The 14,435-nt window shown below is 58.6% G+C and carries 13 protein-coding genes; 6 read left to right on the top strand and 7 right to left on the bottom strand.

The features are described 5' to 3' along the window. Window positions 1-36: 36 nt before the first annotated feature. A complete protein-coding gene (locus AB4N47_RS21775) occupies window positions 37-444 on the top strand; it encodes an RNA-binding S4 domain-containing protein (protein ID WP_341638368.1) in 408 nt (135 codons plus the stop codon). A gap of 97 nt (window positions 445-541) precedes the next feature. Here AB4N47_RS21775 and AB4N47_RS21770 read toward each other — a convergent pair whose 3' ends face one another. After that, window positions 542-1,342, bottom strand: coding sequence for a phosphatase PAP2 family protein (locus AB4N47_RS21770; RefSeq protein WP_016772181.1), 801 nt, complete (start codon window positions 1,340-1,342; stop codon window positions 542-544). Window positions 1,343-1,449: 107 nt separating this feature from the next. Here AB4N47_RS21770 and hslO point away from each other — a divergent pair, with 107 nt between their 5' ends. Both hslO and AB4N47_RS21760 read left to right on the top strand, forming a co-directional pair. Then, window positions 1,450-2,352, top strand: coding sequence for an Hsp33 family molecular chaperone HslO (gene hslO / locus AB4N47_RS21765; protein WP_341638369.1), 903 nt, complete (start codon window positions 1,450-1,452; stop codon window positions 2,350-2,352). Between the two features lie 181 nt (window positions 2,353-2,533). Next, entirely contained in the window at window positions 2,534-4,075 is a 1,542-nt protein-coding gene (locus AB4N47_RS21760; protein ID WP_016772179.1) for a phosphoenolpyruvate carboxykinase, read from the top strand. A 105-nt stretch (window positions 4,076-4,180) separates the two neighbouring features. On the opposite strand, the gene nadS is transcribed toward AB4N47_RS21760, so the two are convergent. From nadS to AB4N47_RS21745, 3 genes are all read right to left on the bottom strand, one after another. Beyond that, window positions 4,181-4,468: a NadS family protein gene (gene nadS / locus AB4N47_RS21755; protein ID WP_341638370.1), complete on the bottom strand. Its 288-nt coding sequence runs from the start codon at window positions 4,466-4,468 to the stop codon at window positions 4,181-4,183. Between the two features lie 2 nt (window positions 4,469-4,470). Then, a complete protein-coding gene (locus tag AB4N47_RS21750; RefSeq protein WP_341638371.1) occupies window positions 4,471-4,785 on the bottom strand; it encodes a type II toxin-antitoxin system RelE/ParE family toxin in 315 nt (104 codons plus the stop codon). Between the two features lie 336 nt (window positions 4,786-5,121). After that, a complete protein-coding gene (locus AB4N47_RS21745; RefSeq protein ID WP_123444073.1) occupies window positions 5,122-6,264 on the bottom strand; it encodes a hypothetical protein in 1,143 nt (380 codons plus the stop codon). 273 nt (window positions 6,265-6,537) lie between these two features. Between AB4N47_RS21745 and AB4N47_RS21740 the strand changes: the two genes are divergently transcribed. The 3 genes from AB4N47_RS21740 (at window position 6,538) to AB4N47_RS21730 (ending at window position 10,345) form a co-directional block, all read left to right on the top strand. Further along, window positions 6,538-8,472, top strand: a complete 1,935-nt coding sequence (locus AB4N47_RS21740) for a RecQ family ATP-dependent DNA helicase (RefSeq protein ID WP_341638372.1) — start codon at window positions 6,538-6,540, stop codon at window positions 8,470-8,472. 124 nt (window positions 8,473-8,596) lie between these two features. After that, window positions 8,597-9,823 (top strand): 3-hydroxyacyl-CoA dehydrogenase, encoded by a 1,227-nt coding sequence (locus tag AB4N47_RS21735; RefSeq protein WP_207808021.1) that lies wholly within the window; start codon window positions 8,597-8,599, stop codon window positions 9,821-9,823. A gap of 102 nt (window positions 9,824-9,925) precedes the next feature. Continuing rightward, window positions 9,926-10,345 (top strand): acyl-CoA thioesterase, encoded by a 420-nt coding sequence (locus AB4N47_RS21730; RefSeq protein ID WP_071174077.1) that lies wholly within the window; start codon window positions 9,926-9,928, stop codon window positions 10,343-10,345. 54 nt (window positions 10,346-10,399) lie between these two features. Here AB4N47_RS21730 and AB4N47_RS21725 read toward each other — a convergent pair whose 3' ends face one another. From AB4N47_RS21725 to fdhD, 3 genes are all read right to left on the bottom strand, one after another. Next, the gene (locus AB4N47_RS21725) at window positions 10,400-10,885 is read right to left on the bottom strand and encodes a glycine zipper domain-containing protein (protein ID WP_016772172.1); all 486 of its coding nucleotides are present in this window, start codon (window positions 10,883-10,885) and stop codon (window positions 10,400-10,402) included. 274 nt (window positions 10,886-11,159) lie between these two features. Continuing rightward, window positions 11,160-13,508, bottom strand: coding sequence for an FdhF/YdeP family oxidoreductase (locus tag AB4N47_RS21720; protein ID WP_122751821.1), 2,349 nt, complete (start codon window positions 13,506-13,508; stop codon window positions 11,160-11,162). Further along, window positions 13,505-14,344 carry a formate dehydrogenase accessory sulfurtransferase FdhD gene (fdhD, locus tag AB4N47_RS21715; protein ID WP_071174078.1) on the bottom strand — a complete coding sequence of 280 codons (840 nt, stop codon included), beginning with the start codon at window positions 14,342-14,344 and terminating at the stop codon, window positions 13,505-13,507. Before fdhD ends, AB4N47_RS21720 begins: the two co-directional genes overlap by 4 nt. Window positions 14,345-14,435 lie beyond the last annotated feature (91 nt).

Genomic DNA, 14,435 nt, shown 5'->3' with positions numbered 1-14,435 from the left:
GTACAGTTCCGACTACTGGCTGAGCGAGGAATTCATATGGGACAGAAGCAGGAGGAGGACGACAAGGTCCGTCTCGATAAATGGCTATGGGCAGCGCGTTTCTACAAGACCCGTGCATTGGCCAAAACCGCCATTGAAAGTGGCAAGGTGCATTGCCGCGGCGAGCGTTGCAAACCGGGCAAGGAGCCGCGCATCGGTGATGAGTTCGAGATTCGCACTGGCTTCGAAGTGCGCACGGTGAGGGTCGAGGCATTGTCGATCGTGCGGCGTGGCGCGCCCGAGGCGCAGACCTTGTATGCCGAGACCGAAGCGAGTATTGCCAAGCGTGAAGCAGCTGCGGCGATGCGCAAGGCGGGATCGTTGGGCGTGAGCACCGATGGCAAACCGAGCAAGAAACAGCGGCGGGATCTGTTCAAGTTTCGCGGTAGCAGCAACGAAGATTGAAACGTTGTGCCGGCCTCTTCGCGAGCAGGCTCGCTGCCACATTTGATCAAGTCGTCTGTGGCAGCGAGCCTGCTCGCGAATCGAGTACGACGCGGTATCAGGCGCTACGCACCACACTCATCCGCGACACCATCGGCAGCTTGCCCAGCAACGCGAAAACCGGCGCGGTCAGCTTCAACCAGAAGTTCGCCGCGTGATAGGCAAACGGTGTGTAGTAACCCCAGCCCAACGCCCACACCGCCAGCAGCACGCCGCCGATGTAGTCGTCCTGACCCCAATGCGCGCCGGCCACCAGACGCGGCAGCATGAACAACACGGCCAGACCCCATACTGTTAGAAATTGTCCGACGGTGCGGCTGAACACGCCCATGAACAACGCCCAGATCAACAACACTGAGGCATGATCACCGGGGAAACTCTGGCCGGAACGGTCCTTCAGCTCCCAGGTTTTTTCCAGGTGCGGAAAGTAATCGCTGATGTGCACGGCGCCCTCAAGCACCATTGACGGGCTGCTGTGCTGCCAGCCCATGTGATCGGCGAATTTGGAAAACAGCGCGCGGATCACCACCATCAGCAGGAGGATCGAGAAAAAACCGAAGAACGCGCGACGCACGTCGATCGCCCTGAAGACCCAGTCGCCCTTGATCAGCAGCGTCAGCAGAATCAGTCCGACGACGATGTCGAACGGGCGCAGACTTGCAATTGCCCAAATGTGGAGCCATATCGGGTTGCTGGCCAGCGGTGCATTCAGCGAGCGGAACAGCCACTCGTCGAAAATCACACACAGCATCTGGCCGGTAGGCCATAACCAGAAAGCCAGTAGCGCCAACGGCACTACGTTACACAGAACCAGCCGGCCGAGGTTCCACCTTGATTGGAACAAACCCGGATTGTTCATAAAATGCCTCCCATGGCGAAAAAGCGCCGGCACCAAAAAAAGTGCCAGCAAGCGCAAATTTTCACGTTTTGTAATCATTTTGTCATCACATTCAGATACCCAGACCTATGACCGACCTAGCGGATACCGATTTCACTCAACGCTTCATCTTCGATGACAGCGACACTCGCGGCGAACTGGTAGCGCTGGAGCGCAGCTACGCTGAAGTCCTCGCCAAACACCCGTACCCGGAACCTGTCGCGCAGTTGCTCGGCGAACTGATGGCGGCCGCGTCGTTGCTGGTCGGCACGCTCAAGTTCGATGGCTTGCTGATTTTGCAGGCACGCTCGGAAGGGCCGATTCCGCTGCTGATGATCGAGTGCTCCAGCGAGCGTGAGATCCGTGGTCTGGCGCGTTACAACGCCGAGCAGATCGCCGCAGACGCCACCCTCAGCGATCTGATGCCGGACGGCGTTCTGGCCCTGACCGTCGACCCGACTGTTGGCCAGCGCTATCAGGGCATTGTTGATCTCGACGGCGAAACACTGTCGGACTGTTTCACCAACTATTTCGTCATGTCGCAGCAGGTTGGCACGCGCTTCAAGCTGTTCGCCGACGGTCGTCGTGCCCGCGGCATGCTGCTGCAACAACTCCCCGCCGATCGCTTGAAAGACGAAGAGGATCGCGCCGCCAGCTGGCAGCACCTTACCGCGTTGGCCAGCACTTTGAGCGCCGATGAGCTGCTGAGCCTGGACAACGAAACTGTCCTGCATCGCCTGTACCACGAAGAACACGTGCGCCTGTTCGATGTGCAGCATCTGCGCTTCAGTTGCAGTTGCTCGCGGGAACGCTCCGGCAATGCGCTGGTCAGTCTTGGGCTGGAAGATGCGCTGGCGCTGGCCGCCGAGCAGGGCGGCAAAGTCGAGATCGATTGCCAGTTCTGCAATCAGCAGTACCTGTTCGACGCGGCCGATATTGCTCAGTTGTTCGCTGGGGCGGGCGTCGATACGCCGTCAGATACCCGTCACTAAAACGGTTCAGCGCAGGTAAATTCACTGCGCAATGACGGAATATCGCCGTTACGACGGGAGGACCCTACTCTTTTTGGGCTTTTCTGGCATAATCCGGCCCACTTTTTTCGCGGTAGTAGTGCACGACTTTCTACTACAAAACGTTTGGAGCACACTCGGCCACTGGCCGACGGGGAACCTCATGACGCAAGCCAATAACGCCGTGTACACCGATCTGAGTGTTGATGATCTGGTAAAAGAAGCCCTGAATCGCGGTGAAGGCGAGCTTGCCGATACCGGCGCTCTGGTTGTTCGCACCGGTCACCGCACCGGCCGCTCGCCAGTCGACCGTTTCATCGTTGAAGAACCGTCCACCCAGGCCGCTATTGCCTGGGGCCCGATCAACCGCAAGTTCCCGGCCGACAAGTTCGATGCCCTGTGGGCTCGCGTCGAGGCCTTCAACAACGCGCAAGAGCACTTCGTTTCCCACGTGCATGTAGGCGCGGCGGAAGATCACTACCTGGCCGTGAAAATGACCACGCAGACTGCCTGGCAGAACCTGTTCGGTCGTTGCCTGTTCATCAACCCGGCCCAGTACAACCCGGCTGGCCGTGAAGAATGGCAAGTGCTCAACGTCGCCAACTTCGAGTGCGTGCCTGAGCGTGACGGCACCAACTCCGATGGTTGCGTGATCATCAACTTCGCGCAGAAGAAAGTGCTGATCGCCGGCATGCGTTACGCCGGCGAGATGAAGAAAGCCATGTTCTCGGTGCAGAACTTCCTGCTGCCGGCCGCTGACGTGCTGCCAATGCACTGCGCTGCCAACATCGGCGAAGACGGCGACGTGACCCTGTTCTTCGGTCTGTCGGGCACCGGTAAAACCACCCTGTCGGCCGACGAAAGCCGTTACCTGATCGGTGACGACGAACACGGCTGGGGCGAAGGCGTGGTGTTCAATATCGAAGGCGGTTGCTATGCCAAGTGCATCGACCTCTCCGAGAAGAACGAGCCGGTCATCTGGAAAGCCATCAAGCACGGTGCGGTGCTGGAGAACGTCGTTATCGACGACGCCAAGCACGCCGACTACGCCGATGTCAGCCTGACCCAGAACAGCCGCGCCGCCTACCCGCTGGAGCACGTTGCCAAGCGCTCCGAGAAGAACCTGGGTGGCGAGCCAAACGCGGTGATCTTCCTGACCTGCGACCTGACCGGCGTGCTGCCGCCAGTGTCGATCCTCAACGAAGAGCAAGCGGCCTATCACTTCCTGTCCGGCTACACCGCACTGGTGGGCTCGACTGAAATGGGTTCGGGCAGCGGCATCAAGTCGACCTTCTCCACCTGCTTCGGCGCACCGTTCTTCCCGCGTCCGGCTGGCGAATACGCCGAACTGCTGATCAAGCGCATCCGCGGCTTCGGCTCCAAGGTCTACCTGGTCAACACCGGCTGGACCGGCGGCGGCTACGGCGTCGGCCAACGCTTCAACATCCCGACCACCCGCGCGGTGATCGCAGCGATCCAGAGCGGCGCGCTGATCGGTGCAGCCACCGAACACCTCGACACCATCAACCTCGACGTGCCTCTGGCGGTCCCGGGCGTCGACACCAACCTGCTCAATCCACGCAACACCTGGGCTGACAAGGCTGCGTACGACGAGGCAGCGAAAGCATTGGCCGGTCTGTTCATCGAGAACTTCAAGAAGTTCGAAGTGAGCGACGCGATCAAGGCGGCTGGGCCGAAGTTGTAAGCAGTAGTTTGCAGTGAATAAAAAACCGCCCTTTGGGGCGGTTTTTTTTCCGATCTGAAATGCAGCTTGGTTGGACTCAAAGATGTGGCTTGCCCTGGCTATGTGTCAATCAGCCAGTGCACTCAGCACATGGACAGGATCGTTATGAATGGCCTTGAGTAGTGCTTTGGCCGGCCCAGTCGGCTGACGACGACCTTGCTCCCAATTGCGTAACGTTCCCAATTGGACATCGATCAAGGCTGCGAACTTTGCCTGCGTCATTCCCGTCGCTTTGCGAATCTGTTTAACCTGTAATGCATCCACATGGAATTCGCGGGTTGGCTTTTTTTCACCCCGAAGAATCTCATCCATTTCCTGCACGCTTTCCATCAGCTCATCAAAAAACTTGCTCATGGTTACCTCCAGTTTTCAATCATGGCCTTCAGTGCTTTCCGTTCGTCATGGGTAAGATCCTGCTGCTCGTTTTTTGGATAAATCATCAACAACGCGATCTGTGATACTGAAACGAAGTGGTAGTAGATAACCCGTGCGCCACCCCGTTTGCCATGGCCTTTGGAGGCGACTCGTGCTTTACGCACCCCGCCGGTTCCTTCGATTACATCGCCAATAGACGGGTTTGCGACCAACTGCTTTTGAAAGGTGGCGTAGGCATCGTCGTCCAGTAACTCTCTTACTCGGCGGGTGAAGACTGAAGTCTCAAAAAAAATCATGGTCAATGTACGCCAGTGACTTACTTTCAGGCAATGCTGAAGTGTTGATGACGATGACTGGTGCCTGGTCGCCGACAGATGATCGGCGGCGATCAGGCTGCTCGCCTTAGGCAGGGGCTTTCCAGTTGAGCATCTGTGTCTGCGCGACTTGCAGCAGCTCGCAGCCGACCTGTCAGCAGGTACAGGGCGTGGGTGATGTGGGTGTCACTGACCAAAGCAGCGACACCCACGACTATAGGTTCGCACTACCCGCTCGCGATAGCCGACAGGGCATCACGTGAAGTAAGAACGGGACGAAAAATTCGCCAGACGTTGCTACCTATTTTTCAACGCTTTTCAACGCAGATGCTGGTAACCGGAAATATCCAGCAGGCTTGTGGTCAGTCCGGTTGCCGGGCGGTAGATCGTGCCTTTGACTGCTGAAAACGGCACGCCTTTGCTGCCCAGCGAGACATAGCGCTCGCCTTTGTCCAGTTCGGTGAAATAAGTGTAGGACTGGCTGTGCATCTTCTTGTAGCGGGCTTCGTCGCTGACGATGGCGCCGGTGAGGCGGCGCAGGTCGGTATCGTTCAGGTTGAGAGTTTTGCTCAGTGGCGCGCCCCAGCGCTTGAGGCAGGTCTCGGCGAGATGGCGAACGATGCGGCCGGGCTCGATCAGCGCGTTGAGGTCGCTGCTGCTACTCGGCTCGCCGCCGAGCGCCGTGGCGTTGCCAGCAAGGGTGGCGTGGCGACCGGCCATTGGATAGATCGAAGTCCTGGTGCCGGTAGCGGTTTGCGGGATCACGCAGCTGAAGCCTTTTGAGCGCTCGTCGCGGGCATAGAAGGCGATGTATTCCTTGACGTTGGATTCGAGTTTGACGCGGTTTTCCTGGAAGTTGCCAATTCCCGGGACTGGATCAATCGCAAAGATATTCACCGGAATATGTTTGAGCGCAGCGTCCCTGGACATTGCATTGGCAAGCATATGGCAACTGATACCACCCCGGCTCCAGCCGAGCAGATTGACACGCGTCGGAATAATGCCGTCCTTGCGGAAAGTCTTGATGATCTGTTCCTGCAACTTCTGTTGCGTGATACTTCGGTCGCCATAGTTATACTGGCGCCAGAACCAGGAACCTTCCTCTTTTACATCTTCAATAGGAATGCCTGCGGCTTTCAGACGGTTATATTCTGCCTCGGTAAGTTGTTTGCGTTGCCAATCGCATTTGCCTTTGATGATATTCAACGCATGCTGCACGTTTTCATCCCAGCCTTTGCCGAACAGCGTGCCGGACAAGCCGTATTCAGAGGTCTTGGTGAACAGGTAGTCGGCTTGCAGATTGCCGCTGCCAGGGCCGTCGACGACGATCCACTCGGCAAATTCGCGTCCGCTGTGGTGTGCAGCGAGCGTAGAAACGATTTCGCCGTCCCAGAAGTTTTTATGTTTGTCATCAAATTTGTTGGAGCCGGTGCCGCAGAAAAAGATTGTTAAAGTTGTCATTTCGTTGCTCTTGCTTATGTATAAGAGCAGTCAAGTTAGTTTTAGGCGGTGTTAAAAATAAAGGACGTTGTTGTGTCTGCGTTTGTAATGTGAAGTTTGTTATATATATGTAGCTGAGCTTTTAGAAAGTATGTCGAGGCGCTTTGATTGTTAAACGCTTGGTTTTCGCTTCCCATGTATCATTCAGTATCGATTCAACCCCGACCTTTTCTCGACTCGCTGCAATCACCCGCTAGGCTTTGGGCATGGCAGCAGTCAAAGGAGTGACAGTAAATGCACCACACCCTGGAACAGGTTTTTGGTTATCCACAGTTTCGCCCCGGTCAGGAGGCCGCTGTCAGCGCGGTGCTGGCGGGGCGCTCTACGGCGGCAATCTTTCCCACCGGCTCCGGCAAATCGCTTTGCTATCAGCTGCCGGCGCTTTTACTGCCACACCTGACATTGGTGGTTTCGCCGTTGCTGGCGTTGATGCAGGATCAACTGGCGTTTCTCAAGCGCCACGGTATCTCCGCAGGCAGTATCGATTCGGCGCAGAGCCGCGAGGATGCCAACGACGTCATGGCCCGTGCGCGTTCGGGGGAATTGAAGATTCTGATGATCTCCGTCGAACGCCTGAAAAATGAGCGCTTCCGCAATTTTCTGCAGCAGGTGCCGATCTCGTTGCTGGTAGTCGACGAAGCTCACTGCATTTCCGAATGGGGCCACAACTTTCGGCCGGACTACCTGAAATTGCCGGACTACCAACGTCAGTTCAACATCCCGCAGGCCTTGCTGCTCACCGCCACGGCGACACCAAAAGTCATCGCCGACATGCAGGCCAAATTCGCCATATCTCCAGACGATGTAGTGACCACCGGTTTCTATCGGCCTAACCTCAACCTGCTGGTCGAGCCTGTACGCGGTCAGGACAAGCGCCGGCGTCTGGTCGAATGGATGAGCGAGCGTCCCGGGCAACCGAGCATTGTCTACGTGACGTTGCAGAAGACCGCCGAGCACATCGCCGAGCATCTTCAACACAATGGAATTCAGGCCGAGGCATACCACGCAGGTTTGCCCCACGATCAGCGTGAAGACATTCAACGCCGCTTCATGGCCGGGCAGACCAATTGCATTGTTGCCACCATTGCCTTCGGCATGGGCATCGACAAGAGCGACATCCGTAACGTCGTGCATTTCGATCTGCCCAAATCCATCGAAAACTACAGCCAGGAAATCGGCCGCGCCGGGCGTGACGGGCAGCCCTCCGACTGCCTGGTACTAGCGAATCGCGACAGCCTCAATGTGCTGGAAAACTTCGTCTACGGTGATACGCCCGAGCGCGACGGGATTCGCTATGTGCTCAATGAACTCGAAGCCTCGGTCCCGGAAGGGCAATGGGAGTTTTTGCTTGGGCCATTGGCGGATCAGAGCAACATTCGCTCGTTGCCGTTGAAGACTTTGCTGGTGCAGCTGGAACTGCGAGGCCTGATCGCGCCGCGCTACGCTTATTACGCTGAATACCGCTTCAAATATCTGCTTGAGCCTGAAGCATTGCTCCAGCGCTTCGAAGGCGAACGCAGGGACTTCGTTGCGGCGATCATCAGAACGTCCACGCGAGCACGCACCTGGGCCACAGTAGATTTCGAGGCGATGTATTCGCAGTATTCCGCCGAGCGCAATCGCGTGGTGACAGCGCTTGATTACTTCCAGGAAAAAGGCTGGGTCGAGCTTGAAAGCAAGCAAATGACCGAGGTTTACAGCCTGCTGCAAAGTGATTTTGCCAGCGACGCCCTGAGCGCTGAGCTGCACGAGTATTTCACTCGCCATGAACGGACTGAAGTGGCGCGAATTCACGCCATGCTTGAGGTGTTCGCCACCGAACGCTGCCTCGGCTATCGCCTGGCCGAGTATTTCGGTGACCAAAATGCCCCTGAACATTGCGGCCATTGTTCGGTATGTCACGGCCAGATCGCGCGGTTGCCCGAGCCGCCGCCATTGCCGCCGCTTGTGGATAAAAACTTCGCGCAGCTGTGTGGTGAATTTATCCACAGGCATGAGCAGCACACAGGCAGCCTACCGACGGCCGAACGCCTGACGCGGTTCCTGTGCGGAATCAGCGTGCCGTTGTTCACCAAACTCAAGGCGCGGGCGATACCGGGTTTTGCTGCGTTGGAAGAGTATCCCTACGCAAAGGTCCGCGAGTGGGCGGACAGTCACTTGCTCGATTGAGCAGAGAGTCTGTGGGCGCTGCATCCATCCGCTGAATGTCGACCATCACGCTAATAAACTTCAAAAAGCGTCGTGGCCTGACTAAGGTTGGAATCTGTCTTTGGGCCACCCACAAGAGAACAACATGAGCCAGACAAGCTTCGAGATTCAGCAGGCTGCCGTGATCGGCGCGGGCACCATGGGCCGTGGCATCGTCATGTGCCTGGCCAATGCTGGCGTGAACGTGCAATGGGTGGATAACAATCCACAGATGCTTGAGCAGGCGCTGACGACGGTCGCGCAAACTTATGCACACAACGTGCGCCAGGGCCGCATTGATCAGGCCGAGGCGGATGCGCGAATGGCTCGCGTATCTGCAGCGGCGGATTACGCGGCGATCCGCAACGTCGATCTGGTGATCGAAGCGGTGTACGAGAACCTCGAACTGAAGCAGAAGATTTTTCGCGAACTCGATGGTCTGCTCAAGCCTGAGGCCCTGCTGGCGAGCAACACCTCGGCGCTGGACATCGACGCCATCGCGGCTGCGACCCGGCGCCCGGCACAGGTGCTGGGTCTGCACTTCTTCAGCCCCGCGCACATCATGAAACTGCTGGAAATAGTGCGAGGTGCGCAAACCTCACCAGCGGCCCTGGAAGCAGCGCTGGCGCTCGGCAAGCGCATGGGCAAGGTCAGCGTGGTGTCGGGCAACTGTCACGGTTTTATCGGCAACCGCATGCTGCATCCGTATGTACTGGAAGCGCGCAAGATGCTTCTCGAAGGTGCTTATCCACAGCAGGTGGATACCGCGCTGCAAGGCTTCGGCTTCGCCATGGGGCCGTTTCGCATGTACGACGTGGTTGGCATCGATCTGGAATGGCGTGCTCGGGAGCTCGCTGGTAAAGGGCAGGATGCGCCGGAAGTTCAGATCGATAATCGTCTATGTGAAATGGGCCGGTTCGGGCAAAAGTCCGGTAACGGTTACTACCACTATGAGCCGGGGAGTCGCCAGGCCGAGCATGATCCGGAAGTGGACGCGCTGGTGCTGCGAGTCAGCGAAGAACTGGGTTTCCAGCGTCGCGATATCGGCGCCGAAGAAATTCTTGAGCGCTGTTTGCTGGCGCTGGTCAACGAAGGCGCGAAAATTCTGCAGGAAGGCATTGCCGGCTCGGCCCACGACATCGATCTGGTGTACTTGAACGGCTATGGTTTTCCAGCAGAAAAGGGTGGGCCGATGGCGTGGGCGGATCAGCAGGGGCTAGCGGATATCCATCAGCGCTTGCTGGCGCTGGAGACACGCCAGGGCGATCAGTGGAAGCCGGCGCGGCTGATTGGCGAACTGGCGGCGCAGGGGAAGGGGTTTGCTGATCGTTGACACCGGTCGGCTGTGCTGACGCCTTCGCGAGCAGGCTCGCTCCCACAGGTAAAGTGTTCGTCATCATGATCAAATTCAAGTAAGAAAATGCGAGAACCCTGAATGAATCAACGCTGCGACTACCCCCACTTCCAGCCCATCACCACACGCTGGCACGACAACGATGCCTACGGTCACGTCAACAACGTTACCTACTACAGCTTCTTCGACACGGCGGTGAACACTTATCTGATTCAGGTCGGTGGCCTGGATATTCATGACGGCGAAGTGGTGGGATTCGTGGTCAGTTCCGCCTGCGATTACTTTGCCTCGATCGCTTTTCCCGATCTGATCGAGATCGGACTGCGGGTCGGCAAGCTGGGCAACAGTTCGGTGCAATACGAACTGGCTGTGTTCAAGGTTGGCGAAAGCGAGGCGTGTGCGGCGGGGCGGTTCGTGCATGTGTTTGTCGATCGGGCGAGCAATCAGCCGGTGCCGATTCCTGCCGGTTTGCGCGGGGCGCTGGAACGGTTGGTGGTCTAGGCGCGCAAAAAAATCGCAGCTCAAAAGCTGCGATTTTTTGTTCATGCCTTCGCCTTAGTGGTGGCGATAGTACTTGTGATGCTTGCGGTGGCCGTAGGCATGGCCGCGACCTGGATGACCACGGTCGCGGTAGTAGCGACGGTCATCATGGCCACGGTCGTAGCGACGATCATCGTCGTCGCTCTTGTTGCCCATGTAGTTACCCAGCGCGCCGCCCGCGCCGCCACCTGCGGCAGAGCCGATCAGGCTGCCGGTGGTGCCGCCAAGGCTGCGGCCGACAACGTTACCGCCGGCTGCACCCAGTGCACCGCCGATGGCCGCTTCGCCACGGCTGCGCTTGTCGGCGCCGACCGCACTACCACCCGCGCCGCCCAGGGCTGCGCCGATGGTGGAACCTGTATTGCCGCCTAACGATTGACCGACGACCGAGCCAAGAACCCCGCCCAATGCGCCGCCCACACCTGCTTCGGTGGTGCCTCCGGCAGAAGCGAAGCCACTGACCAGGCCAAGGGACAACAAGAGAATCGAGGAGAACTTCATAGAGGATGAGCCTCAAAGGGATGACGGCGCCGATCCTGAAGCTCTGCAATGGGCGTGACAATCAAAATCCGACGAATAACACGACTTGTATACAATATTGCAAGTTACTGTTTTTTCACCGGAACTTAACCGATTTTCGCCGGTCTTTAGCTACTTCGGACAGGCCGTTTTCATGCAAAAACGGCCTTTTTTGTGGGCGGTCGAAAATCTTCGCCACGGCAGATCTGTTGACAGGTCGATCGCTTTCGCGAGCAGGCCGGATCTGGCTCCGCGGTTAAGCGGATTTAGCCATGATCAACCCAGTCTCACTCGCCGCTTCCAGCCGGATCGCAATGAACTTCGACGTTGGCGTGTGGCTGCCATCCCCCGTACTTTCCAGCGGCACCAGCGGATTGACCTCTGGATAGTACGCCGCCGCCTGCCCCGCAGGAATATCGAACGCCAACAATGTAAAACCTTTCACCCGACGCTCGCGACCGTCGTCCCAGATCGACACGATGTCGGCCTTCTGCCCTGGACGGAAGCCCAGACGAATGATGTCGGCCTCGTTGGCGAACAGCACGTCACGCTGGCCCTTCACGCCACGGTAGCGGTCGTCGAGACCGTAGATCGTCGTGTTGTACTGATCGTGGGAACGCATCGATTGCAGGATCAGATCCGGCACCTGGCCGGTGGCACGGGTGCGCTCGTGAACCAGATCTTTCGGCAACTGGTTGGCGCGGAAGTTGGCCCGGCCTGATGGCGTATTCCACTTGCGTGCCCCGGCGGAATTGCCCAGATAGAAGCCGCCCGGGTTTTTGATCTTGTCGTTGAAGTCTTTGAAATTCGGGATGGTGTCGGCGATCAGTTCGCGAATGCGTCCGTAATCAGCCACCAGCCAGTTCCAGTCGACCGGTTGGCTGCCCAGAGTGGCGGCAGCGATGCCGGCGATGATCGACGGCTCCGAGCGCATCTGGTTCGACAGCGGCTGCAACTGGCCGTTGGACGCGTGGACCATGCTGAACGAGTCTTCCACGGTCACCGCTTGCGGGCCTTCGGTCTGGATGTCGATGTCGGTACGGCCCAGGCACGGCAGGATCAACGCGTCTTTGCCGTGAGCGAGGTGGCTGCGGTTGAGTTTGGTGCTGATCTGCACGGTCAGGTCACAGTTGCTCAGCGCTTCGAAGGTGCGCGAGCTGTCCGGCGTGGCCTGGGCAAAGTTGCCGCCCAAGCCGATGAACACCTTGGCGCGACCTTCGGCCATCGCATGAATCGCCTCGACCACGTTGTGGCCATTGTGGCGTGGCACCTTGAACTGGAAGCGACGCTCCAGCGAGTCGAGGAACGCCACCGGTGGACGCTCGTTGATGCCCATGGTGCGGTCGCCCTGCACGTTGCTGTGACCACGCACCGGGCACAGACCGGCGCCAGGTTTGCCGATATTGCCGCGCAGCAGCATCAGGTTGGCGATTTCCTGAATGGTCGGCACCGAATGACGGTGCTGGGTGATGCCCATGGCCCAGCACATGATCACGTTCTTGCCTTTGGCGTACATGCGCGCGGCTTGCTCGATCTCGACCAAGGTCAGGCCGGACTGCTCGACGATCTGCTCCCATGAGGTGTCGTCGACAGTGGCGAGGTACTCCAGCACGTTGGCGCTGTGGGCATTGAGGAAGTCATGATCGAACACCGCTGGCTCACCAGCTTTCTGCGCATCGCGTTCCCATTGCAGGAGGAACTTGGCCATGCCGCGCAGCACCGCCATGTCGCCGCCGAGTGCCGGGCGGAAATACGCGGTGTTGGTCGGCTTGTCGCCGTTGGTGAGCATTTCGATCGGGTGCTGTGGATGCTGGAAACGCTCCAGACCGCGCTCTTTCAGCGGATTGATGCACACCACTTGGGCGCCGCGTTTCACCGCTTCACGCAACGGTTCGAGCATGCGCGGATGGTTGGTGCCAGGGTTCTGGCCCCAGACGAAAATCGCGTCGGCGTGTTCGAAGTCGTCGAAGGTCACCGTGCCTTTGCCGACCCCGACACTCTGCGCCAACGCCACGCCACTGGCCTCGTGGCACATGTTCGAGCAGTCAGGAAAATTGTTGGTGCCGTAAGCCCGCACGAACAGCTGATACAGATACGCTGCTTCGTTGCTGGCGCGCCCCGAGGTGTAGAACTCGGCCTGATCCGGGCTCGGCAGATTGCGCAGATGCTTGCCGATCAGGGCGAAGGCATCTTCCCAAGATATCGGCTTATAGCGATCGGACTCGGCGTCGTAGACCATCGGCTCGGTCAGGCGGCCCTGATATTCCAGCCAGTAATCGCTCTGCTCCAGCAGGGAAGTGACGCTGTGCTTGGCGAAGAATTTGGCATCGACGCGACGCTTGGTCGCTTCCCAGTTCACCGCTTTGGCGCCGTTCTCGCAGAACTTGACCATGCCGCTTTCCGGCGAATCACCCCAGGCGCAACCCGGGCAGTCGAAACCGCCGTTCTGGTTGGTCTTGAGCATCATGCGCAGGTTTTTCAGGGCGTTGTCGCTGGTCAGCCACGCCTGGGCCACACTGATCAGGGCGCCCCAGCCGCCAGCGGCACCTTTGTAAGGCTTGTAGCGCGGGACAGGTTTCTGGTCGGCTTGATGATGTTGGCTCACGCTTGATTCTCCATCGCGGGGCTGTACACCCGCGGCGCACTTTTCTGCGGCAGGTGGATGAGATTGAGGTTGTGGCGCCGGGCCCATTGCACGGCCAGGCCGGTGGGTGCCGACAGGCTGACCAGGGTCTGGATCCCGGCACGCAAGACTTTCTGGATCAATTCGAGGCTGCAACGGCTGGTGACAATCGCCAGGCCGCCTTCGGTAGAAATCTTCTGGCGGATCAACCCGCCGATCAGCTTGTCGAGGGCGTTATGGCGGCCGATGTCTTCACGACCGAGCAGCAATTCGCCGCTGGCATTCATGAACACCGCAGCATGCACCGCGCCGCAGTGCTGGCCGAGCGGCTGGAACGCGCCGATGCGCTGGCGCAAACCGTCGAGCCATTCGATCGGTGGCAAGGCTGCGCCCGGCAACACTTTGAGCTCAGGCAGCGCCTGTTCGACGGCTTCGACGCCGCACAGTCCGCAGCCGCTGGTGCCGGCCAACTGCCGACGCTGCTGTTTGAGGTTCCAGAACGCGCGGTTGGCAATGGTCACTTGCGCGTATTGCGCCGAGCCTGCGCCTGTCAGTTGCAGATCGTAGATATCGCTGGCGTCTTCGATGATGCCGCTGCCGAGGCTGAAACCGACGATGAAATCTTCGAGGTCGGTCGGTGTAACCAGCATCACTGCCTGGCTGATGCCGTTGTAGGCGATCGCCAACGCGACTTCCTCGGCCAGCGCGGTGCTGGCCGATGCCTCAAAGGGTAGATCGCTGTAGCTGTAGGTCTGGCTGGCGGCAGGCGCGGGCGTTTCAATTGCTGGCGCCGCGCAGGCTGGGCGCTTGGCGTTCATGGCATCACCGACGGTTTGATCTAGGTCAAGACTAGGCGCGGCAAGTTGTCGCGTCTAATCGCTATTACCGATCTACCGATAGATGCCGTCG

Source organism: Pseudomonas sp. S3_G06, from assembly GCF_054667565.1.
This window is presented reverse-complemented; position numbering and strand designations above follow the sequence as displayed.